This is a genomic window from Streptomyces sp. NPDC002092 (assembly GCF_053593775.1).
On the sequence record NZ_JBSFDG010000015.1, the window covers coordinates 36,936 to 60,084 of the forward strand.

General features: G+C 70.6%; 20 protein-coding genes. 12 read left to right on the top strand and 8 right to left on the bottom strand.

The genetic code is table 11. The annotated features are described in order from the left end of the window. Positions 1 to 11 precede the first annotated feature (11 nt). The 4 genes from ACWCRD_RS31125 to ACWCRD_RS31140 all read right to left on the bottom strand — a co-directional run bounded on the left by ACWCRD_RS31125 (position 12) and on the right by ACWCRD_RS31140 (position 4,630). The gene (locus ACWCRD_RS31125; RefSeq protein WP_450969092.1) at positions 12 to 2,018 is read right to left on the bottom strand and encodes a galactose oxidase-like domain-containing protein; all 2,007 of its coding nucleotides are present in this window, start codon (positions 2,016 to 2,018) and stop codon (positions 12 to 14) included. A 4-nt stretch (positions 2,019 to 2,022) separates the two neighbouring features. Then, positions 2,023 to 3,819: a glycosyltransferase family 2 protein gene (locus ACWCRD_RS31130; RefSeq protein WP_450969093.1), complete on the bottom strand. Its 1,797-nt coding sequence runs from the start codon at positions 3,817 to 3,819 to the stop codon at positions 2,023 to 2,025. 176 nt (positions 3,820 to 3,995) lie between these two features. Next, positions 3,996 to 4,289, bottom strand: coding sequence for an MTH1187 family thiamine-binding protein (locus ACWCRD_RS31135; protein WP_450969094.1), 294 nt, complete (start codon positions 4,287 to 4,289; stop codon positions 3,996 to 3,998). Further along, positions 4,286 to 4,630 carry a DUF3817 domain-containing protein gene (locus tag ACWCRD_RS31140; RefSeq protein ID WP_398963167.1) on the bottom strand — a complete coding sequence of 115 codons (345 nt, stop codon included), beginning with the start codon at positions 4,628 to 4,630 and terminating at the stop codon, positions 4,286 to 4,288. Before ACWCRD_RS31140 ends, ACWCRD_RS31135 begins: the two co-directional genes overlap by 4 nt. A 160-nt stretch (positions 4,631 to 4,790) precedes the next feature. Between ACWCRD_RS31140 and ACWCRD_RS31145 the strand changes: the two genes are divergently transcribed. From ACWCRD_RS31145 to ACWCRD_RS31160, 4 genes are all read left to right on the top strand, one after another. Beyond that, positions 4,791 to 5,423 carry an AIM24 family protein gene (locus ACWCRD_RS31145; RefSeq protein ID WP_344399167.1) on the top strand — a complete coding sequence of 211 codons (633 nt, stop codon included), beginning with the start codon at positions 4,791 to 4,793 and terminating at the stop codon, positions 5,421 to 5,423. Between the two features lies 1 nt (position 5,424). Continuing rightward, on the top strand, positions 5,425 to 6,075 hold the full coding sequence (locus ACWCRD_RS31150) for an AIM24 family protein (protein WP_450969095.1): 651 nt from the start codon (positions 5,425 to 5,427) through the stop codon (positions 6,073 to 6,075). Beyond that, positions 6,072 to 6,872: an AIM24 family protein gene (locus ACWCRD_RS31155; protein WP_450969096.1), complete on the top strand. Its 801-nt coding sequence runs from the start codon at positions 6,072 to 6,074 to the stop codon at positions 6,870 to 6,872. Before ACWCRD_RS31150 ends, ACWCRD_RS31155 begins: the two co-directional genes overlap by 4 nt. 95 nt (positions 6,873 to 6,967) lie before the next feature. Next, positions 6,968 to 7,444 (top strand): MarR family winged helix-turn-helix transcriptional regulator, encoded by a 477-nt coding sequence (locus ACWCRD_RS31160; RefSeq protein ID WP_450833922.1) that lies wholly within the window; start codon positions 6,968 to 6,970, stop codon positions 7,442 to 7,444. Positions 7,445 to 7,590: 146 nt separating this feature from the next. On the opposite strand, the gene ACWCRD_RS31165 is transcribed toward ACWCRD_RS31160, so the two are convergent. From ACWCRD_RS31165 to ACWCRD_RS31175, 3 genes are all read right to left on the bottom strand, one after another. Then, positions 7,591 to 9,198 carry an MFS transporter gene (locus ACWCRD_RS31165; protein WP_450969097.1) on the bottom strand — a complete coding sequence of 536 codons (1,608 nt, stop codon included), beginning with the start codon at positions 9,196 to 9,198 and terminating at the stop codon, positions 7,591 to 7,593. Positions 9,199 to 9,386: 188 nt separating this feature from the next. After that, positions 9,387 to 10,343 carry a methylmalonyl Co-A mutase-associated GTPase MeaB gene (meaB, locus tag ACWCRD_RS31170; protein ID WP_365839539.1) on the bottom strand — a complete coding sequence of 319 codons (957 nt, stop codon included), beginning with the start codon at positions 10,341 to 10,343 and terminating at the stop codon, positions 9,387 to 9,389. A gap of 44 nt (positions 10,344 to 10,387) precedes the next feature. Then, positions 10,388 to 11,590: an acetyl-CoA C-acetyltransferase gene (locus ACWCRD_RS31175; protein WP_450969098.1), complete on the bottom strand. Its 1,203-nt coding sequence runs from the start codon at positions 11,588 to 11,590 to the stop codon at positions 10,388 to 10,390. A gap of 147 nt (positions 11,591 to 11,737) precedes the next feature. On the opposite strand from ACWCRD_RS31175, the gene mce reads away from it, so the two are divergent. The 7 genes from mce to ACWCRD_RS31210 all read left to right on the top strand — a co-directional run bounded on the left by mce (position 11,738) and on the right by ACWCRD_RS31210 (position 21,535). Continuing rightward, complete coding sequence (mce, locus tag ACWCRD_RS31180) at positions 11,738 to 12,178, top strand: methylmalonyl-CoA epimerase (RefSeq protein WP_450969099.1); 441 nt, start codon at positions 11,738 to 11,740, stop codon at positions 12,176 to 12,178. 212 nt (positions 12,179 to 12,390) lie between these two features. Next, the gene (gene scy, locus ACWCRD_RS31185; RefSeq protein ID WP_450969100.1) at positions 12,391 to 16,269 is read left to right on the top strand and encodes a polarized growth protein Scy; all 3,879 of its coding nucleotides are present in this window, start codon (positions 12,391 to 12,393) and stop codon (positions 16,267 to 16,269) included. Between the two features lie 183 nt (positions 16,270 to 16,452). Beyond that, complete coding sequence (locus tag ACWCRD_RS31190) at positions 16,453 to 17,388, top strand: cellulose-binding protein (protein WP_450969101.1); 936 nt, start codon at positions 16,453 to 16,455, stop codon at positions 17,386 to 17,388. Positions 17,389 to 17,507: 119 nt separating this feature from the next. After that, a complete protein-coding gene (locus tag ACWCRD_RS31195; protein WP_450969102.1) occupies positions 17,508 to 18,533 on the top strand; it encodes an ABC transporter ATP-binding protein in 1,026 nt (341 codons plus the stop codon). A 2-nt stretch (positions 18,534 to 18,535) separates the two neighbouring features. Then, positions 18,536 to 19,306 carry an ABC transporter permease gene (locus ACWCRD_RS31200; RefSeq protein ID WP_450969103.1) on the top strand — a complete coding sequence of 257 codons (771 nt, stop codon included), beginning with the start codon at positions 18,536 to 18,538 and terminating at the stop codon, positions 19,304 to 19,306. 142 nt (positions 19,307 to 19,448) lie between these two features. Next, positions 19,449 to 20,663, top strand: coding sequence for an ATP-binding cassette domain-containing protein (locus ACWCRD_RS31205; RefSeq protein ID WP_450969104.1), 1,215 nt, complete (start codon positions 19,449 to 19,451; stop codon positions 20,661 to 20,663). Beyond that, positions 20,660 to 21,535, top strand: coding sequence for an ABC transporter permease (locus tag ACWCRD_RS31210; protein WP_450969105.1), 876 nt, complete (start codon positions 20,660 to 20,662; stop codon positions 21,533 to 21,535). Before ACWCRD_RS31205 ends, ACWCRD_RS31210 begins: the two co-directional genes overlap by 4 nt. Positions 21,536 to 21,542: 7 nt before the next feature. Here the strand turns inward: ACWCRD_RS31210 and ACWCRD_RS31215 are convergent, their stop codons facing one another. Beyond that, positions 21,543 to 21,884, bottom strand: a complete 342-nt coding sequence (locus ACWCRD_RS31215; protein ID WP_450969106.1) for an ATP/GTP-binding protein — start codon at positions 21,882 to 21,884, stop codon at positions 21,543 to 21,545. A 219-nt stretch (positions 21,885 to 22,103) separates the two neighbouring features. Between ACWCRD_RS31215 and ACWCRD_RS31220 the strand changes: the two genes are divergently transcribed. Then, on the top strand, positions 22,104 to 23,132 hold the full coding sequence (locus ACWCRD_RS31220) for an LLM class flavin-dependent oxidoreductase (RefSeq protein WP_450969107.1): 1,029 nt from the start codon (positions 22,104 to 22,106) through the stop codon (positions 23,130 to 23,132). Positions 23,133 to 23,149: the final 17 nt, after the last annotated feature.

The following is a 23,149-nucleotide window of genomic DNA, read 5'->3' on the forward strand; positions in this document are numbered from 1 at the left end:
GGGCCGGGCGGTCACTTCACCTGGATCCAGCTGGCCTCGGAGGGCGTGCCCTGCGCGTCCGTCACGAACAGCATGTACCAGCCGGGCGGCACCAGGGCCGGGTCGTCCGGTACGGCGACCGTCACCGAGTGCGCGTCCTTGGTCAGGCCCAGCTCGATGGAGCGCTGCTCGACGTCGGTGGTGTGGGTGACCGCGCTGGGCCGCATGAGCCGGGCTTTCACCACCCTTTCGGGGTGGTCGGTGCGGTAGGTCGCACGGCGGTCCTTGCCGAGTTCCCGCGGGCCGCCCTCCAGTACGGGGCGGTTCTTGCCGTTGCTGTGCAGCGCGGGCGGGGTGAAGACCTCCATGCGCTGCTCGAAGTGGCCGAGCTTGGTGTTCTGCTGGTCGTCGAAGAGGGGGTCGGAGCCGAAGGTGGCGACCCGGCCGTCGGGCAGCAGCAGCGCCTCGGAGTGGTAGTTGCGGCCGACGGTGGGCGCGGCCGCCTCGTGGAAGGTGTTGCTCTTCGGGTCGTAGAACTGCGCCTTGAAGATGTTGCTGGCGCTGCGGCCGCGGTAGTCCTCGGAGCCGTTGGTGGTGAACACCGAGTCGTCCGGCATGAGCACGCTGTTCAGGTACCGCGTGCCCTGGGGGAGGTCGGGCCCGTCCTTGAAGACCGGGTTGTCCTGCTTCAGGTCCACGACGGCCGTGCGCGGGGTCGACCTCCTGGACTCGCCGACGCCTCCGCCGCCCAGGATCATCACCTTCTGGTCCTGCGCCGGCGGCAGCAGCACGGAGGAGGAGGTCTCCGTCTCGTCGGGGTCGCGCAGCCCCGGAACCTTCCGGAAGGTGTTGGTCTTCAGGTCCCACAGCCCCGGCTCGCGCCCCTGGTCGGCGGGCCCGTATCCGGCGTTGGAGGACGTGTAGAAGAGCTTGCCGCCCTTGGTCAGGAAGAGTGCCGGGTACGTCGGGAAGTACCGCTTCGGGCCGGGCGACCACTTCTTGGTCCTCGGGTCGTAGATCTCGTTGTCCCCGGGGTCGATCTGGCCGACGTCGTCCAGGCCCGAGACGGCGAGCACCCTCCCGTCGTCGAGCCCGACGAGCGTCGGGTACCAGCGGGCCTTCTGCATCGGGTCGACGGGCACATACCGCTCGGCCACGGGATCGAACTCGTAGGCGGTCCGGATGCCCTGGAAGTCCTGCTTGTCGAGGGTGATCTTCTCGCTCAGCCCGTAGGTGTTGGCCGCGTCCTTGCCGGTCAGCCCGACGATGTCGTACTGCGCCTGCTTCTCGGTGACGGACAGCGGACCGGCCTCGACGGCCTCGACGAAGACCCGGGCCTCGCCCGCCACCACCGGTGCCGGGGCCGGGGCCTGCCCGGGCCGCACCGCGCCGACCGGCCCGGCTGCTGCGTCGGCTGCGGGCTTGGCCGCGGGCTTCGCCTTCGGGACGGTGACGTCGAAGCTGCTGACGTACTCGACGCCCGCGGGCGAGCGGAAGCGGGTGCCCTTCTTCAGGAAGACCGACTTGAGGGGGTTCTCGTTCTTGATCCGCATACCGCCGCCGGCCCGTTTGACCTCGCCGTCGAGCAGTTCGTAGCGGGCGGTGCCACCGGCCACGAGGAGCCGCCCGTCCGGGAGCTGGGTGTGGCCGGAGCAGAAGAAGTCGGCCGGCGTGGGGATCTTCTTGAAGGTGTTCGCCTTCGGGTCCCACAGGACCGTGTCGAAGGACCCGGCGTTGAATTTCTTCTGCTCGTTGCCCGACCCGGCGACGATCAGCACCTTGCCGGTGTGCAGGAGCGCCGCATGGATGGCGTTGGTGCGGTACTTCGCGGGGATGTCTACCCGCTGCCAGGAGCCGTACTTCGCCTGGTACTCGGGCTGGGCGATCTTGTACTCGTGATACTCCTCACCTGCGAACTCGACCGCGGCGGGGGCGTTGAGACCCGCCAGGACCATGACGCCCCCGACCCCGAGGACGGCCCTTCTGGTCGTCCTGTTCCCCGGGCTCTTCCGGTACTTGTTCTCAGCGTTCCGGGCCATGGTGCTAGCTGCCTCCTGTCGTGGTTCCGGAGACCGGGGAGACCGCGCCGCTGGTGGCGAGGGCGGGCTCCGTGCCGTCGACGGCACGTGTGGTCCGGTGCGGGGCCTGCCGCTCCCGCCGCTCCTTCAGGAGCGTGGAGCACCACACCGCGACCGGTGCGAGGGCGATGACCATGGCCAGGACCGCCCAGGTGCGCATGGCCGCATGGGTGTGGTCCAGGACGACCGAGGCGGCCAGGGAGGTCGCGAGCAGGACCGCCCAGAAGAGGTGGATACGGAAGGTGAGCAGCCGGTCGGCACTGGCGTCCGCGCCCTTGGGGGTCACGACGAACCTGCTGGGCCGCCGGACGAGGGCCTCACCGAAGGACTTGAGGTAGATCGGGGCGGCCAGGGCCGACATCGCCATGCCGGCGAGCCCGCCGGACCCCTCCGGCTCGTGCGGCGAGATGTTGTGCCGCCGGTTCCACAGATACAGCCCGATCTGCAGGGCGGCGGCATCGCTGTAGAGCATCAGCCACACCGAGGAGGCGACCTGCGTGCCGGAGGCCCCGAACCAGAGGAAGAGGACACAACTGAGAATGCCCAGAAGCCAGTTGACGGCCGTCATCGGGTAGTAGACGAGCATCAGGGTGTACGAGAACAGCCGTCCCGGAGGCATCCTGAACAGCGCTCTTCCGTACTGCTTGAACAGCGTCTCGTAGGTCCCCCGCGACCAGCGCATCTGCTGCGTGAAGAAGTCGGTCCAGGAGGCGGGCCCCTCTCCGACGGCGAGTACGTCGGGTGTGTACACGGACCGCCAGTGGTTGCCGGTTGCGGGATTGCGCCGCTGGTGTATCTCGAAGCCGGTGGCCATGTCCTCGGTGATGGAGTCGTACAGGCCGCCTATCTGCTTCACGGCGGCGATCCGCACCACGTTGTTCGTGCCGACGAACATGGGCGAGCGATACCGGTTCCCGGCCCGCTGGATCAGCGCGTGGAAGAGGAACTGCTGCGACTCGGCGGCCTTGGTGACGGGATGGTCGGCATAGTTCCCGTACACCTGGGGTCCGACCACGAAGGCGACGTCGGGGTCCCGGAAGTAGCCCATCATCCGCTCCAGGAAGTTGGGGCGCGGGACGTGGTCGGTGTCGACGGAGGCGAAGAAGTCGTACTCGTCGCCGTGGCTGGCGATCCAGGCGTTGTAGTTGCCGTGCTTGGTCAGGGCCTTGTGGGCGCCGTGGGCCTGGTTCCACTGCGGAACGCCGCGCCGGGTGAAGTGCCGGACCCCGAGCTCCGCGCACAGGGCCTTCGCCTGCTCGTCGTCGCCCTCGTCGAGGAGCCAGACGTCGAGGACGCTGCCGGGCCCGGCATGGGTGATCCGGACGGCTCCCTCCAGGGTGGCGCGGACCATGGAGAGGGGTTCCTTGCCGGGGACGTACGTGGTGAGGAAGGCGACGCGGGTACCGGCTTCGGGGACGACCGGGACGGGGTCACGGGCGACCAGCGTGGCATGGGCGACGGAGGCGACGTTGACCACCATGAACAGCTCGATGAGCCCGATGGATATGAGCATCGTGACATCGAGCCCGACCAGCCAGCTCTGCCCGCCGTCGCGCTCCACCCAGTGCGTGGGCCAGACGAGGTAGACGAGCAGCGTGCCGGTGAGCACCGGCGCGAGGGTCATCAGCAGGACGGCCTGTATTCGGCGCGGTTCGCTGGACAGCAGCGAGGTGTACTGCACCTGGTACGAGGCGTCGCTGGGCTCCGTGAGAGGTCCGGCCAGTCGGCTGTGGGTGTCGTATGCGTAGCCCTCCGACTGCACGGCGCCCTCCAGTGAATGAGGTGTGATCGGCAGATGAGTACCGATCACCCCCTACACAACTGGAGTTTCGGGGGCGGGGCGACCTGGAGACGTCCAGGCGGGTGGGGCGGCCGCATCTCCCGCCCCACCATGAGCAGTTCGTGTGCCGCGCCGCCATGGTGGAAGCCCCGGCGGCCCTAGTCGGCGAGGAACCGCTCCACCGTCTCCACCTTGGCGGTGAGACCGTCGGTCACTCCGGGGCGGATGTCCGCCTTGAGGACCAGGGAGACCCGTGGCGCCCGCTCCTCGACGGCGGCGACGGCGCGCTTGACCACGTCCATCACCTGGTCCCAGTCGCCCTCGATGCTCGTGAACATCGCGTCGGTGCGGTTGGGCAGACCGGACTCGCGGACGACGCGGACGGCCTCGGCGACGTACTCCCCCACGTCGTCGCCGACGCCCAGGGGCGTCACGGAGAAGGCGACGATCATGCGTTCACGATTCCTTCCTGGCGTGCGCGGGAGGCGATGACGGCGTCCTCGGCGGCGCGCTTGAGCTTGCGCTCGGCGAAGAAGCCGCCGGTGGGCAGGACGGAGAGGAGGAAGTAGAGCCCCGCGGTCTTCTTGTCCCACTTCGTACGGTTCCAGGCGTCGGCCCAGAAGATCACGTACAGGATGAACAGGACGCCGTGCGTCAGGCCCATCGGGAACACCGCGTCGAAGCTCGTGGTCCGCTTGAGCACGGAGCAGGTCAGCAGGAGCAGGAACGACACCGCCTCGGGAGCCGAGACGAGGCGCAGGCGGCGGAGGGCGGTGGCGGTCTTGATGTCCACGGGTCACCTTCGGTGGGAGACGGATCGCTCTTTGTGAACGGAAGCACAAGCGTCCGCCCATTGTGACAAACGGTTCCCCTAAGGGTGCGCTCAGGGTGCCTCTCCACCCACGGGCCCTGTGCGCTGCACCCGCCGGGCGGTTACCTTTCGCAGCGTGGCGATGTTTCGACTTCAAGGCAGCAAGGTGCTCGCCGTCGACATGACCGGGGACGCCGTGAAGGCGAAGAACGGCTCGATGGTCGCGTACGACGGGCAGATGGCCTTCAAGAAGATGACCGGCGGCGGTGAGGGCATCCGGGGCATGGTGACCCGGCGGCTCACCGGTGAGCAGATGACGGTGATGGAGGTGAAGGGGCACGGGACGTGCTGGTTCGCGGACCGGGCCTCCGAGATCAACCTCGTGAGTCTCCAGGGGGACAAGCTGTATGTGGAGTCGAGCAATCTGCTCGCGACCGACGCCGGCCTCAGGACCGGCACGACCTTCACCGGCCTGCGCGGCGCCTCCCAGGGCAACGGGCTGTTCACGACCACCGTCGAGGGCCACGGCCAGGCGGCGATCATGTCGGACGGCCCGGCGGTGGTGCTGCGGGTGAGTGCGCAGTACCCGCTGACGGTCGACCCCGGTGCCTACATCGCGCACCAGGGGAATCTGCGGCAGTCCTTCCAGTCCGGTGTGACGTTCCGCACGTTCTTCGGAGAGGGCGGCGGCGAGGCCTTCCAGATCCGGTTCGAGGGGGACGGGCTGGTGTACGTACAGCCGAGCGAGCGGAACACGATCGCGGGGGATGTGTGACATGCCCTTCCGTGAGATCAACTCCAAGATGGTCGAGGCGACGGTGCTGCCGGGCCAGCGGCTGTTCAGTCAGCGCGGCGCGATGCTCGCCTACAAGGGCGAGGTGTCCTTCACGCCCAACATCCAGGGCGGCCAGGGCGGGATCATGTCGATGATCGGGCGCCGGGTCGCGAACGAGGCCACGCCCCTGATGAGCGTCGAGGGCAACGGCACGGTGATGTTCGGGCACGGCGGTCACCACGTCCAGGTGATCAACCTCACCGGCGACACCCTCTATGTGGAGGCGGACCGGCTGCTCGCCTTCGAGGGCACGCTCCAGCAGGGCACGATGTTCATGGGCTCGCAGGGCGGGGTCATGGGCATGGTCCGCGGCCAGGTCACCGGCCAGGGGCTGTTCACGACCACCCTCAAGGGACACGGCTCGGTGGCCGTGATGGCCCACGGCGGAGTCTTCGAGATCCCGATCACCCCACAGCGGCCCGTGCACGTCGACCCGCAGGCGTACGTCGCGCACCACGGGGACGTCCGCAACAAGCTGTCCGCGGCGCTGGGCTGGCGCGACATGGTGGGACGCGGCTCCGGCGAGGCCTTCCAGCTGGAGCTCAGCGGCAACGGCGTGGTGTATGTCCAGGCCTCGGAGGAGAAGCTGTGAGCGCGTACGGGACTCCGGGCGGCCCGACGGTCTTCGACCCGATGACGCTGCCGGTGGACGACAACGTCAACAAGTACACCTTCTGCGTGGAGCTCAAGGGGAGCCAGTGGTTCCTGCAGAAGGGGAAGATGATCGCCTACTACGGATCGATGGAGTTCAACGGCATCGGGCACGGCCGGCTCGACCGCCTGGTCCGTACGTCCTTTCATTCGCCACTGCATGCGAGCGACTGGGTCGTGGCGGAGGGCTCGGGCAAGATGCTCCTCGCCGACCGGGCCTTCGACGTGAACTCGTACGACCTGGACGACGGCAATCTGACCATTCGCTCGGGCAATCTGCTCGCTTTTCAGCCAAGTCTCGCGCTCAAGCAATCGATCGTGCCGGGTTTTCTGACACTCATCGGAACCGGAAAGTTCGTGGCCGCATCTAACGGTCCGGTGGTGTTCATGGAACCGCCGATCCGGGTGGATCCGCAGGCGCTCGTCGGCTGGGCCGACTGCCCCTCGCCGTGCCACCACTACGACCATGGTTATCTGACGGGCGTAATGGGCGGTCTACGTGCGATGACGGGCCTCGGCGGGGCCTCCGGGGAGGAGCACCAGTTCGAGTTCGTAGGGGCCGGCACGGTCCTGCTCCAGTCCTCGGAAACCCTCATGGCCGAGCAGGCCACGGGGGTGGTTCCGCCGGAGCCCGGCGTACCCGGTGGTGGCGGGGCACACATGGGCCCTTCACAGCAAGCCGGCGCACCGCGCCTTCCCGGACAGCTGGGAGACCTCCAGCGTCGCTTCGGGCTGTGAGCGGTAGTCTGCGGAGTGTGACGTCGAACGTGTGCGCGCCGACACCACACCACCCTCACTAGTTCGCCTTTCAACATTTTAGGTAGACTTCATTCATGGAGACCGAGACGGCCACGCGCTGGCTGACCGATGCGGAGCAGTGCGCCTGGCGCACCCACCTGGAGGTCAACAGGCTGTTGACGTACCAGCTCGAGAGGGACCTGCAGCCGTTCGGACTGACGATGAACGACTACGAGATCCTGGTGAACCTCTCCGAGTCGGAGGACGTACGGATGCGGATGAGCGACCTCGCGTCCGCCACCCTCCAGTCCAAGAGCCGCCTCTCCCACCAGATCACCCGGATGGAGAACGCGAACCTGGTCCGCCGTGAGAACTGCGAGTCCGACCGCCGCGGGCTCTACGCGGTCCTCACGGAGCACGGCATGGAGACGATGAACAAGGTCGCCCCGCACCATGTGGCGTCCGTGCGCAGGCACTTCATCGATCTGCTGTCCCCCGAGGCCATGGCGGAACTCGACAAGGCCCTGAAGCCCATCGCGGAGCACCTGCGCGGGCAGCGGGGACGTCCCTAGCGGTCCTACGGCGCAAACGGCAGGCGGAGTCCGAACGGGCCCCGCCTGCCGGTGCGTTCCGGAGGCCGTGCCTGTGCCGGCGGGAGGATTGGCGAGCACTCGCCCCAACTGCCCTGCTGATCCGGCCACTTCCGGCCGACGGCCCGTCAGGCGGCGGGAACGCTCTCCGCATCGCCCCGCTCCGGAGCCGCCCGGACGGTGCGCCTCTCACGGCTGCGCCGCACCGTCGCGAGGGCCGTCAGCAGGGCCGCCGTACCGGCCGCCGTAAAGCACAGCGCGGTCGGCATCGCGCCCACCAGGGGCCCCGCAACGGCCGCGCCTGCCGTACTGCCCGCGTTCACACCCGTGTTGACCCAGGCACCGGCCCGGACCTGCGCCTCCGGTGCCGCCGCGTCATCGGCGATCAGATAGGCGGTGGTCAGCGCCGGCGAGACGAAGAACCCCGCGGCCGCCAGCGCTGCGGCGAGCGTGCCGAGCCCGGGGGCGAACCCGGCGCCGAGCAACGCCACCCCCAGGCCCGCCGCCGCCAGGGGCAGCCGCACCGGGGCCGGGACACGCCAGTGGACGGCCCCGTTGACCAGACCGCCGACCGCGCTCCCGGCCGACAACGCAGCCAGCGCCCAGGCCACGGCCCCATCCCCGTAGTGCCGCTGCTCCGCAAAGGCCACCACCACCAGATCAACCACCCCCAGCGTCACCCCAACCCCACCGGCAGCGACAACGGGCTGCACAATCCCCCACAACACACCCCGCCCACCCCGACGCCACACACTCCGCCCGGCAGCCCCCGGCCCGAGCCCACCCCGGACTCCGCGCGGCACCCCGCCCCCAGCAGCGCCCCGCCCGACGCGTCGCCCCTGCGTGCCCGCTTCGTGCCCGGCACGGACTCGCCGTAGCGCACTGAGCCCCGCACCGCCTGCCCCACAGGCAGGCCCGCGCAGCGACCGGGGCCCGGCCACGCCCTGCCCGGACACAAGCCCGCGCAGCCGTTCCCGCCCGCCCGCGCCCCGCGCAGAACCGATCCCCTCCAGCCCCCTCCGCCCCGGGCCACCCCACCCGGTGACAAGCCCGCGCAGCCACCCCCGCGCGCCCCCGAACCACCTGCCCCCACGCCGCGCCCCGCCCGCCTCGGCGGGCCTAGTCGCCCCGACGGCCGGCGATGTGGTGAAGCCGGTCGTGCCTGCCACGATCAGGGAGGTTCCGAGGACGATGCCGGCCGTTGGCGGGGCGAAACCGGTGAGGACGCCGACCAGGAGGGGGCCGCAGACGAAGAGGAGTTCCTCGGCGACGCCGTCGAGGCTGTAGGCGCGCTGCAGCAGGGCGCGGTCCGGGGCGAGCCTGCCCCATACGGCGCGCATGGTCGGGCCCAGCGGAGGGGTGCAGGCGCCCGCCGCGGCGGTCACGGCGCCCAGGACGAGCGGTGAGACGGCACCGGGGCGCCGGACGAGCAGTGTGAGCAGCCCGAGCAGGGCGGCGTACGCCGTGACCATCGGGACCAGCGTGTGGCGCGGCCCGTGCCGGTCGATCAGGGCGGCCCGGGCGGGCGACAGGAAGACGCTGGTGGCGCCGAACAGCGCCATGACGGTGCCCGCCACCGTGTACGACCCGGTGGCGCGGTTCACGGCGAGCATCACCGACAGGGGGACGATGCCGTACGACAGCCTGCCGAGCAGGGCGGCGGCGAAGGTGCGGCGGGCATGCGGGATGCGGAGGACGGCGGCATACGACGGCCGTCCCACTGGCGTGGAAGACACGGGAGTTCCTCGACTCGAGGCGGAAAAGGGGACGCCTGTTCGCCGCGTCGGCCGGGCGGCCGGTCAGTCGGTTCGTCGGTCGACCGCCGCTCGCCGTACGCGGTCTTGGGCGTGCCCTATGCCAAGAGGAGGTACATGAGAGTCAACGTAACAGCGCGGGCCGGGAGTTGGCCACGCGAAAACCCGCCTCAGCCCTGCGTCAGCCCCGCCACCAGCTCGTCCGCCGCACGGTAGGGGTCCAGGTCCCCGGCCACGATCCGTTCCGCCAGTGCGCTCAGCCGGCGGTCGCCGTGCAGGTCGCCGATGCGTTCGCGCAGGGCCGTCACAGCGATGGTCTCCACCTCGCGGGAGGCGCGGGCCAGGCGGCGCTCCGCCAGCACGCCCCGCTCCTCCATCCATGCGCGGTGCTTCTCCAGGGCCTCGACGACCTCGTCGACGCCCTCGGCGCGCGCGGCGACCGTCTTGACGATCGGCGGGCGCCAGTCACCCGGGCTGCGGGACTCGCCCAGGCCCAGCATGTGGTTCAGTTCCCGGGCCGTGGCGTCCGCGCCGTCCCGGTCGGCCTTGTTGACGACGTACACATCACCGATCTCGAGGATGCCCGCCTTCGCCGCCTGGATGCCGTCACCCATCCCGGGGGCCAGCAGGACGACGCTCGTGTCCGCCTGGGAGGCGATCTCGACCTCCGACTGGCCGACGCCCACCGTCTCGACCAGGATCACGTCGCAGCCCGCCGCGTCCAGCACCCGGATCGCCTGCGGGGCGGCCCACGCCAGGCCACCCAGATGGCCGCGGGTCGCCATCGAGCGGATGTACACCCCCGGGTCGGAGGCGTGCTCCGACATCCGCACCCGGTCGCCGAGCAGGGCGCCGCCGGAGAAGGGCGACGACGGGTCGACGGCCAGGACGCCGACCCGCCTGCCCTGCTTGCGGTACGCCGTGACGAGCGCGGACGTGGAGGTCGACTTGCCGACGCCCGGCGAGCCGGTCAGACCCACCACATACGCATTGCCCGTCAGCGGAGCGAGCGCCTCCATGACCTCCCTGAGCTGCGGGGACGCCCCCTCCACCAGGGAGATCAGCCGGGCCACGGCCCGCGGCCGGCCTTCCCTCGCCTGGGCGACGAGTGTGGAGACGTCCTGCATCACAGCTCCGTTCAGAGAACTACAGAGTTACGTGGAGAAAGGGTTCAGGCCTTGGGTACCCGCACGATCAGTGCGTCACCCTGACCGCCGCCACCGCACAGCGCGGCCGCACCCACACCGCCGCCCCGGCGCTTGAGCTCCAGCGCCAGATGCAGGACGAGCCGGGCGCCGGACATGCCGATGGGGTGGCCCAGGGCAATCGCGCCGCCGTTGACATTCACCTTTTCCGCTGAAACTCCGAGGTCCTTCATTGACTGCACGGCCACCGCGGCGAAGGCCTCGTTGATCTCGATCAGGTCGAGGTCCTCGACGCCCAGGCCCTCCTTCTTCAGGGCGTGCAGGATCGCGTTGGACGGCTGCGACTGGAGCGAGTTGTCCGGGCCCGCCACATTGCCGTGGGCGCCGATCTCGGCGATCCAGTCCAGGCCCAGCTCCTGCGCCTTGGCCTTGCTCATCACGACCACGGCCGCCGCGCCGTCCGAGATCTGCGAGGAGGAACCGGCCGTGATCGTGCCGTCCCGGGTGAAGGCCGGGCGCAGCTTGCCCAGGGACTCCGCGGTCGTGTCGCCGCGGATGCCCTCGTCCTTGCTGAAGAGGACCGGGTCGCCCTTGCGCTGCGGGATCTCGACCGGGGTGATCTCGGCCTCGAAGATGCCGTTCTTCTGGGCGGCGGCCGCCCGCTGGTGGGACAGGGCGGCGATCTCGTCCTGCTCGGGGCGCCGGATGCCCAGGCGGGTGTTGTGCTTCTCCGTCGACTCGCCCATGGCGATGTTCTCGAAGGCGTCGGTCAGGCCGTCGTACGCCATCGCGTCGAGCATCTCGATCGCGCCGTACTTGAAGCCCTCGCGGGACTTCGGCAGCAGGTGGGGGGCGTTGGTCATGGACTCCTGGCCGCCCGCGACGATCACGTCGAACTCGCCGGCGCGGATCAGCTGGTCGGCGAGCGCGATGGCGTCGAGGCCGGACAGACACACCTTGTTGACGGTCAGTGCCGGCACGTTCATCGGGATGCCCGCCTTGACGGCGGCCTGGCGTGCCGGGATCTGCCCCGCCCCGGCCTGCAGCACCTGGCCCATGATCACGTACTGCACCTGGTCGCCACCGATCCCCGCACGGTCGAGGGCGGCCTTGATCGCGAAGCCGCCGAGGTCGGCTCCGGAGAAGGACTTGAGGGAGCCCAGCAGCCGTCCCATGGGGGTACGCGCCCCCGCGACGATCACCGAGGTGGTGCTGTTCGATCCAGACATGAGCTGCGATCCCCTTCCGGCTGCACTGCCGAGGAGTGAACGAGGGTTTACTTCGAATGTACTGAGTGGCACTCCGTGCCGTCACCCGGCAGCCGGTGTGATCGCTGGCACGTTGCGTAACCATCCCCGTCGCGCTGCACTAACACCATGCTGACGCGAATCGACCACATCGGAATCGCCTGTTTCGATCTCGACAAGACCGTCGAGTTCTACCGGGCCACCTATGGCTTCGAGGTGTTCCACTCCGAGGTCAACGAGGAGCAGGGCGTCCGCGAGGCCATGCTCAAGATCAACGGCACTTCCGACGGCGGGGCCTCCTACCTGCAGCTTCTGGAGCCGACGCGACCGGACTCGACCGTCGCCAAGTGGCTCGACAAGAACGGCGAGGGTGTCCACCACATCGCTTTCGGTACGGCGGACGTGGACGCCGACGCGGCCGACATCAAGGAAAAGGGCGTACGCGTTCTGTACGAAGAGCCCCGGCGCGGCTCCATGGGGTCACGAATCACGTTCCTGCACCCGAAGGACTGCCACGGCGTTCTGACAGAACTGGTCACTTCCGCGCCTGTTGAGTCACCTGAGCACTGACCCCCGTACATATGGGCCGGTAGGGTTGGGGGCGGTCGCCGTCTCTGTGGGGGGGTGACCGCACGCCGGGGACCGTGTTTCGGGGGTCGAGCGTCGGGGCAGCAGCCCATGCTCCGCCGTTGATCTGACACCATTCCCCGGGGGCCCCGTTCGGCGGATGGACGGAGCTCGTTTGGCCAGACTTGCGACCAGGGGACGGATGGGACCGCGCAGTGCGGGGCTACGAACGCCAGGAGCGAGAGCCGGCGGCTGACGTCGACCACCTCTCTCGGTTCGAGGCCGAGATGGAGCGGCTGAAGACCGAGCGGGAAAAGGCGATCCAGCACGCCGAGGACCTCGGCTACCAGGTCGAGGTGCTGCGCGCCAAGCTGCACGAGGCGCGCCGCACCATCATGTCCCGGCCCGCCTTCGACGGCGGTGACATCGGCTACCAGGCCGAGCAGCTGCTGCGGAACGCGCAGATCCAGGCCGACCAGCTGCGTCAGGACGCCGAGCGCGAGCTCAGCCAGGCCCGTGCCCAGACCCAGCGCATCCTCCAGGAGCACGCGGAGCAGGCCGCCCGGCTGCAGGCCGAGCTGCACCAGGAGGCGGTCACCCGCCGCCAGCAGCTGGACCAGGAGCTGGCCGAGCGCCGGCAGACCGTCGAGTCGCACGTCAACGAGAACGTGGCCTGGGCGGAGCAGCTGCGCGCCCGCACCGAGTCCCAGGCGCGCCGGCTGCTCGACGAGTCCCGTGCCGAGGCCGAGCAGGCCCTGGCCGCCGCCCGTGCGGAGGCCGAGCGGGTCGCGAGCGAGGCCAGGCAGCGGCTGCAGAGCGAGGCCGAGGAGGCCCGCGCTGAGGCGGACCAGCTGCTGCGCCGGGCGCGTGCGGACGCCGAGCGGCTGCTGAACGCCGCGTCCACCCAGGCCCAGGAGGCCACCGACCACGCCGAGCAGCTGCGCAGTTCCACCGCCACCGAGTCGGACTCCGCCCGCCGCCAGGCGCAGGAGCTGAGCCGGGCCGCCGAGCAGCGCATGGCGCAGGCCGAGGAGGCGCTGCGCAAGGCGCAGGCCGAGGCCGACAAGCTGGTCACCGAGGCCACCGCGGCCGCCGAGAAGGCCCTCGCCAGCGCCGAGTCGACGAACGAGCAGCGCACCCGTACGGCGAAGGAGCAGGTCGCCCGGCTGGTCGAGGAGGCCACCAAGGAGGCCGAGGCCACCAAGTCGGATGCCGAGCAGGTCGTCGCGGACGCCCGTTCCGAGGCCGAGCGGATCGTCGCCGAGGCCTCCGAGAAGGCCCGCACGATCACGGCCGAGGAGAGCGCGACCCAGCTGTCCAAGGCGGCCAAGACGGCCGAGGACGTCCTCAACAGGGCGCAGGAGGACGCGAAGAACACCACCAAGGCCGCCGCCGAGGAGGCCGAGCGGATCCGCTCCGAGGCCGAGGCCGAGGCGGACCGGCTGCGCGCCGAGGCGCACGACCTGGCCGAGCAGCTCAAGGGCGCGGCCAAGGACGACACCAAGGAGTACCGCGCCAAGACGGTCGAGCTGCAGGAGGAGGCGCGCCGGCTGCGCGGCGAGGCCGAGCAGCTGCGTGCCGACGCGGTCGCCGAGGGCGAGAAGATCCGCGCGGAGGCCCGCAAGGAGGCCGTCCAGCAGATCGAGGAGGCGGCCAAGACCGCCGAGGAGCTGCTCGCGAAGTCCCGGCAGGACGCGGACGAGCTGCGTCAGAAGGCCACCGCGGACAGCGAGAAGGTCCGTACGGAGGCCATCGAGCGGGCGACCACGCTGCGCCGGCAGGCCGAGGAGACCCTCCAGCGCACCCGTCAGGAGGCGGAGCGGCACCGCGAGGAGGTCGTCGAGCAGTCCGAGGGCATCAAGGCCGAGGCCGAGCGGGCCGCGCGGGAGCTGCAGGAGGAGACCGAGCGGGCCATGGAGGCCCGCCGCGCCGAGGCGGCCGAGGAGCTGACGCGGCTGCGCACGGAGGCCGAGGAGCGCCTCGCCGCCGCCGAGCAGGCCCTGACCGAGGCCCGCGAGGAGGCCTCCCGGATCCGCCGCGAGGCCGCCGAGGAGAGCGAGCGGCTGCGCGCCGAGGCCGCCGAGCGGATCCGCACCCTGCAGGCCCAGGCCGAGGCGGAGGCCGACCGGCTGCGCAACGAGGCCGCGTCGGACGCGTCCGCGTCCCGGGCCGAGGGCGAGGCCATCGCCGTACGCCTGCGGTCCGAGGCGGCCGCGGAGGCGGAGCGGCTGAAGTCGGAGGCGCAGGAGAGCGCCGACCGGGTGCGGGCGGAGGCGCTGGCCGCCGCCGAGCGGCTCGGTACGGAGGCGTCCGAGACGCTGGCCGCCGCGCAGGAGGAGGCCAACCGGCGCCGTCGCGAGGCCGAGGAGACCCTCGGCGCGGCGCGCACCGAGGCCGACCAGGAGCGCGAGCGGGCGCGCGAGCAGAGCGAGGAGCTGCTCGCCTCGGCGCGCAAGCGCGTGGAGGAGGCGCAGGCCGAGGCCGTGCGCCTGGTCGAGGAGGCCGACCGGCGCGCGACCGAGATGGTGTCGGGCGCCGAGCAGCACGCCCAGCAGGTACGGGACTCCGTGGCCGGGCTGCACGAGCAGGCCCAGGAGGAGATCACCGGGCTGCGCAGCGCCGCCGAGCACGCGGCGGACCGTACCCGCCGGGAGGCACAGGAGGAGGCGGACCGGGTCCGCTCCGACGCCTACGCCGAGCGGGAGCGGGCCAGCGAGGACGCGAGCCGCATCCGGCGCGAGGCGAACGAGGAGACCGACGCCGCCAAGTCGCTTGCCGAGCGCACGGTCGCCGAGGCGATCGCGGAGTCGGAGCGGCTGCGTTCGGACGCGGCCGAGTACGCGCAGCGGGCGCGTACGGAGGCATCGGACGCGATCGCCGAGGCCGACCAGGCGGCGGCGCGCACCCGGGCGGACGCCCGCGAGGACGCCAATCGCATCCGTTCGGACGCGGCGACGCAGGCGGACGCCCTCATCACCGAGGCGCGCAACGAGGCCGAGCGGCTCACCACGGAGACGGTCCGGGACACCGACCAGCTGCGCACCGAGACGGTCGCGGAGGCCGAGCGGGTGCGCGTCGAGGCGGTCGCCAAGGCGGAGAAGCTCATCGCGGACGCCACCGGGGACGCGGAGCGGCTGCGCGCCGAGGCCGCCGACACGGTCGGGGCGGCGCAGCAGCACGCCGAGCGGGTCCGCAGCGAGTCGGAGCGGGTCAAGGCGGAGGCGGCGGCGGAGGCCGAGCGGCTGGTCAACGCCGCGCGCGAGGAGGCCGAACGCACCCTCGACGAGGCCCGCAAGGACGCCAACAAGCGGCGCCAGGACGTGGCCGAGCAGGTCGACACCCTCATCACGGAGACCACCGCCGAGGCCGACAAGCTGCTCTCCGAGGCGCAGCAGCAGGCCCACAAGACCACCGCCGACGCCGAGGCGCAGGCCGACACCATGGTGGGTGCGGCCCGCAAGGAGGCCGAGCGCCTGGTCTCGGAGGCGACGGTCGAGGGCAACGCCCGGGTGGAGAAGGCCCGTGCCGACGCGGACGAACTGCTCGTCGGCGCCCGCCGGGACGCCACCTCCATCCGCGAGCGCGCGGAGGAGCTGCGCGAGCGCATCACCGCTGAGATCGAGGCGCTGCACGAGCGGGCCCGCCGGGAGTCCGCGGAGACGATGAAGTCGGCGGGCGACCGTTGCGACGCGCTCATCAAGGCCGCCGAGGAGCAGCTGGCCAAGGCGCAGGCGAAGGCCAAGGAGCTGGTCTCGGAGGCCAACTCCGAAGCAGGCAAGGTCCGTATCGCCGCCGTGAAGAAGGCCGAGGGGCTCCTGAAGGAGGCCGAGCAGAAGAAGGCGGCGCTCGTGAGGGAGGCCGAGGAGCTCAAGGCCGAGGCGATCCGCGAGGCCAAGCGCACGGTCGAGGAAGGAAAGCGCGAGCTGGAGATCCTGGTGCGCCGGCGCGAGGACATCAACGCCGAGATCTCCCGTGTCCAGGACGTCCTGGAGGCGTTGGAGTCTTTCGAGGCCCCGACTGCGGGCAAGGACGGTGGCGTCAAGGCGGGTGCCACGGTCGGCGCCCCCCGTTCGGGTAAGCCGTCGGACAGCTGATCGACAGGGTCACATGCGGCGCCATCTGGGGCCTTTGACCAATTTTTTGGCAAGTGGTCCGAGGGTTAGCCACCCAAAAGGGGTCTCATTCTCCAGATCAAACACGTATCCGCTCGATGACACACCGCTTCGGCCCCTAGGATTCCCCCTATCACCTCACCGGTCTCATTTGACAGGAACCCCATGAGCGACACTTCCCCCTACGGCTTCGAGCTTGTGCGGCGTGGGTACGACCGCGCTCAGGTGGACGAACGAATCTCCAAGCTCGTCTCCGACCGTGACAGCGCTCTCGCCCGCATCACCGCTCTGGAAAAGCGCATCGAGGAGCTCCACCTCGAGACGCAGAACGCCCAGGCCCAGGTAAGCGACGCAGAGCCGTCGTACGCCGGTCTCGGCGCGCGTGTCGAGAAGATCCTTCGCCTCGCCGAGGAAGAGGCCAAGGATCTGCGCGAGGAGGCCCGTCGCGCGGCCGAGCAGCACCGCGAACTTGCGGAGTCGGCGGCCCAGCAGGTCCGCAACGACGCAGAATCGTTCGCTGCGGAGCGCAAGGCCAAGGCCGAGGACGAGGGCGTCCGGATCGTCGAGAAGGCCAAGAGTGACGCCTCGCAGCTGCGTTCCGAGGCGCAGAAGGACGCGCAGTCCAAGCGCGAGGAGGCCGACGCCCTCTTCGAGGAGACCCGCGCCAAGGCCGCGCAGGCCGCCGCCGACTTCGAGACGAACCTCGCCAAGCGCCGCGAGCAGTCCGAGCGCGACCTGGCGTCCCGTCAGGCCAAGGCCGAGAAGCGCCTCGCGGAGATCGAGCACCGCGCGGAGCAGCTCCGCCTGGAGGCCGAGAAGCTGCGCACCGACGCCGAGCGCCGCGCCCGCCAGACGGTGGAGACGGCTCAGCGCCAGGCCGAGGACATCGTGGCCGACGCGAACGCCAAGGCCGACCGGATCCGTTCGGAATCCGAGCGCGAGCTGGCCGCCCTCACCAACCGCCGCGACAGCATCAACGCCCAGCTGACGAACGTCCGCGAGATGCTCGCGACGCTCACCGGTGCGGCGGTGGCCGCCGCCGGTTCGCCGGCCGAGGACGAGCCGATCTCCCGTGGGGTTCCGGCGCAGCAGACCCGGTAACACCGCCTGACACGGCAACGGCAAGGGCCCGCACCCTCTCCCCCGAACGGTGCGGGCCTTTGTCATACCCCACGAGCGTTCGAGTGGCAGCCCCCGAACCCCGGTCTTAGCGTGACTTCATGATCGAGCTCGAGGGCCTGACCAAGCGGTACGGCGAGAAACTGGCGGTCAACAACCTCACCTTCACCGTCAGACCCGGCATGGTGACCGGGTTCCTCGGGCCGAACGGGGCCGGCAAGTCGACGACGATGCGGATGATGCTGGGGCTCGACCGGCCCACCGCGGGGGACGTCCGGATCGACGGCAGGCACTACGACCACCTCAGGGACCCGCTGCGGTACATCGGCGCCCTGCTGGACGCCAAGGCCATGCACGGCGGCCGCAGCGCCTTCAACCATCTGCTGTGCCTCGCGCAGAGCAACGGCATCCCGAGACGGCGGGTGGCCGAGGTCCTCGACACGGTGGGCCTCACGGCGGTCGCGAGGAAGAAGGCCAAGGGGTTCTCGCTGGGCATGGGGCAGCGGCTCGGGATCGCGGGTGCGCTGCTCGGCGACCCACGGATCCTGATGTTCGACGAGCCGGTCAACGGCCTCGACCCCGAAGGCATCCACTGGATCCGCAATCTGATGAAGTCCCTGGCGGCCCAGGGACGTACGGTCTTCGTCTCCTCCCACCTGATGAGCGAGATGGCGCTGACCGCGGACCACCTCGTCGTCATCGGCCAGGGCCGGCTGCTCGCCGACACCTCCATGGCCGACTTCATCGAGCGGAACTCCCGCTCGTACATCCGGATCCGCTCCCCGCAGCGCGAACGGCTGCTCGACGTGCTGCACGAGGAGGGCGTCACCGTCATCGAGTCCGGCAGCGGGGCGCTCGAGGTGGACGGCGGCAAGGCCGAACAGATCGGCGAACTGGCCGCACAGCACCAGATCGTGCTGCACGAGCTGAGCCCCCAGCAGGCCTCCCTGGAGGAGGCGTTCATGCAGCTGACCGCGGGGGCGGTGGAGTACCACGCGCACGCCGACACTCCCCTCGATGCGCCCCTCGATGCGCCCCTCGATGCGCCCTTTGAGACCCGCTTCGAGACGCCCTTCGAGAGGCCCCCGCAGCGGCAGCACTGGGGCGAGGACTGGAAGAGGAGATGAGCATGGCCGCGATGCAGGTCGTACGGTCCGAGTGGACCAAGATCCGGTCGGTGGCGTCCACGGTGTGGACACTCTCTCTCGCCGTGGTCGTCACCATCGCCCTAGGCATGCTGATCTCGGCGCTGTCCAGCCACGAGTTCGACAAGATGAGCCGGCAGGACCGGCTGACCTTCGACCCGACCTTCATCAGTTTCGCGGGCATGAGCCTCGGTCAGCTCGCGATGATCGTGTTCGGGGTGCTCGTCGTCTCGAACGAGTACAGCACCGGCATGATCCGCACCTCGCTGGCCGCCGTACCGCAGCGCGGCACCTTCCTGTTCAGCAAGATCGCCGTGGCCACCGGCCTCGCGCTCGCCGTCGCCCTGGCGACCAGCTTCGTCGCCTTCTTCCTCGGGCAGGCGATGCTCGGCGCGCACCGCGCCTCGATCGGCGACCCGCATGTGCTGCGCGCCGTGATCGGCGGCGGCATCTACATGACGCTCATCGCGGTGTTCTCGATGGGTGTCGCCGCGATGCTCCGCTCGCCGATGCTGTCGCTGGGCATCCTGATGCCGTTCTTCTTCCTGATCTCCAACATCCTGGGCAATGTCGACGCGACGAAGAAGATCGGCCGGTTCCTGCCGGACCAGGCAGGCAGCAAGATCATGCAGGTGGTCCCGCGGATCGACGAGGACACCTCGTACGGCCCCTGGGGCGGCCTCGGGATCATGGTGCTGTGGGTGCTCGCGGCCCTCGCGGGCGGCTATGTGCTGCTGAAGAGGCGGGACGCGTAGCGCTCCGCGGGCATCGCTCCGCCGGGAAGCGGAGTCACATTGCTTTACTTTCATTTGAGCGGAACCGTCAGCTCCTCGATATCCTCCTAACCCTTACGGGGGCGTGTGCCCCGCTGTCCTGAACCTTTGATGGGTGCGGAGCATGATCGAGGCTGTAGGCCTGACCAAGCGCTACGGCGACAAGACCGCCGTGTACAACCTTTCCTTCCAGGTGCGGCCGGGTGCCGTCACCGGCTTCCTGGGCCCGAACGGCTCCGGCAAGTCGACGACGATGCGCATGATCCTCGGCCTGGACAACCCCACCGCGGGGCAGGTGACGATCGGCGGCTACCCGTACCCGAAGCTGCCCAACGCCCCCCGCCAGGTGGGCGCCCTGCTCGACGCCAAGGCCGTGCACGGCGGCCGGTCGGCCCGCAGCCATCTGCTGTGCCTGGCCCAGCTGTCCGGGATCCCGGCCCGCCGGGTCGACGAGGTGCTCGGCGTGGTCGGCCTCCAGGAGGTGGCCAAGAAGCGCTCCAAGGGCTTCTCCCTCGGCATGGGGCAGCGGCTCGGCATCGCCGCCGCGCTGCTCGGCGACCCCCAGGTGCTGCTGTTCGACGAGCCGGTCAACGGCCTCGACCCCGAGGGCATCCTCTGGGTCCGCAACCTCATGAAGGCGCTCGCGGCGGAGGGCCGTACGGTCTTCGTCTCCTCCCATCTGATGAGCGAGATGGCGCTCACCGCCGACCACCTCATCGTGATCGGACGCGGACAGCTGCTGGCCGACATGAGCGTCAAGGACTTCATCTCGGCGAACTCCGCCGACTTCGCGCGCGTGCGTACGCCGGACACCGAGCCGCAGCTGCGCGAGAAGCTGACCTCCGCGCTCACCGAGGCGGGCGGGCATGTGCTGCCCGAGCAGGACGGCGCCCTCAGGATCACGGGGCTGGCGCTCCCCCGCATCAGCGACATCGCGCACGACGCCGACGTACGCCTGTGGGAGCTGTCGCCGCACCAGGCCTCGCTGGAGGAGGCGTACATGCGAATGACACAGGGGGCCGTGGACTACCGCTCGACCATCGACCAGAAGGCGGGGCTGCAGCAGCCGCTGCCGCCCGGTGTGCAGCCGCCGATGCCGGTGCCGGGGCAGGGCCAGCCGGACTGGTACGCCCCGCCGTCGCCCCAGGAGGGCGGACAGCCGTTCGCGATGCCGCAGGGGCAGCCGGGCCCGTACGGCGCCCCCGGCGCCCCGGGCGCGGGTCAGCCCAACCCGTACGCCCAGCCGGCGCCCGCGGCGCCCCAGGCGCCGGCCGCGCCGCCCCAGCGCCCCGCCTCCGCCGCCCCCGCCGACCTGACCAAGCCCGAGGACGCCCGATGAGCACCCCGCAGCCCCCGATGCCGCAGGCCGCCGCACCCGACTGGCAGGCGGCGGCGCCCGGTTCGCCGTACCCCACCTACACCTCGCCGATCCCCGTGGTGCGCACCCATCTCGGGCACGCGATCTCCTCGGAGTGGACGAAGATCAGATCGGTGCGCTCCACGATGTGGACGCTCGGCGTGTTCCTGCTGCTGGTCGTAGGCATCGGAATGCTGGTCGCCGTGCTGGTCTCCGCCAACGAGGGCGAGGACAGCCTCCAGGGCCAGAACCCGTTGTCCTTCGGTGTGTTCGGGCTGCTCCTCGGCAGCATGTGCATCATCACGCTCGGCGTGCTGACCACGGCCTCGGAGTACGGCACCGGCATGATCCGCACCACGATGACCGCGTGCCCGTCACGCGCGCGCGTGCTGGCGGCGAAGGCGATCGTGTTCTTCGCGGTGGCGTTCACCGTCACCTTCGCCTCGGTGCTCCTGGTCGCCGTCATGGACGTCGCCGTGCTGAAGGGCGCCAAGGTCCCGACCGGCGGCGAGTGGCTGAAGGGCACCTTCGGCATCTCGCTCTACATCGCGCTGCTCGGGCTGCTCTCGCTCCTCGTCGGCTCGATCATCCGGCACTCGGCGGGCGCCATCACCATCATGATCGCCCTGGTGCTGGCACCGCTGGTGATCGCGCTGTTCATGTTCTCGCAGGCCCTGGAGAAGGTGCGCCAGGCCCTGTTCGACTACTCGATCCCGAACCAGCTCAGTGCCTTCTACACCACCACCCTCAGCCGCACCGGCCCGACCGGCTGGGACCCGGTGTGGATCGCCCTGGGCGTGACGGCCGTCGCGTTCGCCGGCGCGGTCGCGCTGCTGCACAAGCGCGACGTGTGACGGGGCTTCAGAACTTCGGCGCGTTACGGGACCGCTGCACCCGCGTGGTGCGGCGGTCCTTCGCGTTCCAGCACGCCTTGTGCCAGTGGCGGCGCTCGTCGACGCCCGAGTGCTCGGGCCAGGCCACCACGTGCGGGACGCCGGAGGGGATCATCTGGTCGCAGCCGGGGCAGCGGTAGGTCTTGCCCTGCGCGCTCGCACCCGCCACGTGCCGGACGCTCCACTCCTCCCCCTGCCAGCTCTCGGTGGACTGCCAGCCGCCGTAACGGCCGGGCCGCTCGTCCTCGCCGCTCCGGCCGGACGAGCCCGACGGGTCGGCACCCTTGGGTCGGTTGCGACGCGGAGACACGGGACACCTCACGGGGCTATACAGGGAGCACGGGCCGCGTCCAGCCTACGGGGCGCGGACGGGGGTACGCGTAGAGCACCGGCCGCCCCCCGCCCTGCCGCGACCACCCATTCTGCAGACAATCCGCAAATCTCTTCGCCAGGCCGTGTCCTCGGCACGTGTCAGACGGTTATGCGGGTGGGGGAGCTCCGCGTCGGAGCCAAGGAAGCAGGAAAAGCAATGCGCGTAGGAAGTTTCGTGTTGGCGGCCCAGTTCCCGGGGCAGGGCCACGGGGAGGCGCTGCACCGCGCGGTCCGCACGGCCGAGGTCGCCGAGGAAGCCGGCCTCGACTCGGTCTGGCTGGCCGAGCACCACTTCGTGCCGTACGGGACCTGTCCGTCGGCGATCACACTGGCGGCCTTACTCCTCGGCCGGACCCGCAGGATCCGGGTCGGCACGGCGGTCACCGTACTGCCCACCGCCCACCCGGTGGCGGTCGGCGAGCAGGCCGCGCTGCTGCACCTCACCTCCGGCGGGCGTTTCTCGCTGGGCGTGGGACGCGGCGGACCGTGGGTCGACCTGGAGGTGTTCGGCTCCGGCATCAAGGCGTACGAGGAGGGCTTCCCCGAATCACTCGATCTGCTGCTGCGCTGGCTGCGCGAGCCGTCGGTCGGGGCCGAGGGAGAGCGCTTCGGTTTCCGTGAAGTGCCCGTCGTCCCCAGGCCGTCGGAGTCCCTGTCGGAGGTGCCGGGCCCGGAGGTCGTCGTCGCGTGCACCTCGCCGTCGAGTGTGCGGCAGGCCGCCGAGCGGGGACTGCCGATGCTGCTGGGCATGCATGTGGGTGACGAGGAGAAGGCCGACATGGTCGCCCTGTGGCGGCAGCTCGCGCGCGCCGCGGGACACTCCGCGGAGACGGTCCTGGGCGCGGCCCATGTCTCGGCCGGCGTCTGCCAGATCGCGGACCGGCGTACGGACGCCGTGGAGGCCCTGACGAAGGCGATGCCGGGCTGGCTGAAGCAGGGGCTCGAGGCCCATGTCACGGTGGACGGCCGCACCCGGCAGATGCGCGACCCGCTGGCGTACACCGAACTGCTCTGCGGACTGCACCCGGTGGGCACCCCGCGCCTGTGCGCCGACCGGCTCGCGGCCACCAGCGAGCGGACCGGCATCTCCCGCTTCGCCCTGCTCGTGGAGGGCTCGGGAGACCTGGCGGCCACAGAGGAGAACGTACGGCGGCTGGGCGCCGAGGTGCTCCCGCACCTCGGTTGAACGGGCCTGCCCGGCTG

What these genes read in the sequence shown, in the direction of transcription:
- ACWCRD_RS31125 (WP_450969092.1), bottom strand. Translation starts at nt 2,018, where the DNA reads ATGGCCCGGAACGCTGAGAACAAGTACCGGAAGAGCCCGGGGAACAGG.
- ACWCRD_RS31135 (WP_450969094.1), bottom strand. Translation starts at nt 4,289, where the DNA reads ATGATCGTCGCCTTCTCCGTGACGCCCCTGGGCGTCGGCGACGACGTG.
- ACWCRD_RS31145 (WP_344399167.1), top strand. Translation starts at nt 4,791, where the DNA reads ATGTTTCGACTTCAAGGCAGCAAGGTGCTCGCCGTCGACATGACCGGG.
- ACWCRD_RS31150 (WP_450969095.1), top strand. Translation starts at nt 5,425, where the DNA reads ATGCCCTTCCGTGAGATCAACTCCAAGATGGTCGAGGCGACGGTGCTG.
- ACWCRD_RS31160 (WP_450833922.1), top strand. Translation starts at nt 6,968, where the DNA reads ATGGAGACCGAGACGGCCACGCGCTGGCTGACCGATGCGGAGCAGTGC.
- meaB (WP_365839539.1), bottom strand. Translation starts at nt 10,343, where the DNA reads ATGCAGGACGTCTCCACACTCGTCGCCCAGGCGAGGGAAGGCCGGCCG.
- ACWCRD_RS31175 (WP_450969098.1), bottom strand. Translation starts at nt 11,590, where the DNA reads ATGTCTGGATCGAACAGCACCACCTCGGTGATCGTCGCGGGGGCGCGT.
- mce (WP_450969099.1), top strand. Translation starts at nt 11,738, where the DNA reads ATGCTGACGCGAATCGACCACATCGGAATCGCCTGTTTCGATCTCGAC.
- ACWCRD_RS31190 (WP_450969101.1), top strand. Translation starts at nt 16,453, where the DNA reads ATGAGCGACACTTCCCCCTACGGCTTCGAGCTTGTGCGGCGTGGGTAC.
- ACWCRD_RS31195 (WP_450969102.1), top strand. Translation starts at nt 17,508, where the DNA reads ATGATCGAGCTCGAGGGCCTGACCAAGCGGTACGGCGAGAAACTGGCG.
- ACWCRD_RS31200 (WP_450969103.1), top strand. Translation starts at nt 18,536, where the DNA reads ATGGCCGCGATGCAGGTCGTACGGTCCGAGTGGACCAAGATCCGGTCG.
- ACWCRD_RS31205 (WP_450969104.1), top strand. Translation starts at nt 19,449, where the DNA reads ATGATCGAGGCTGTAGGCCTGACCAAGCGCTACGGCGACAAGACCGCC.
- ACWCRD_RS31210 (WP_450969105.1), top strand. Translation starts at nt 20,660, where the DNA reads ATGAGCACCCCGCAGCCCCCGATGCCGCAGGCCGCCGCACCCGACTGG.
- ACWCRD_RS31220 (WP_450969107.1), top strand. Translation starts at nt 22,104, where the DNA reads ATGCGCGTAGGAAGTTTCGTGTTGGCGGCCCAGTTCCCGGGGCAGGGC.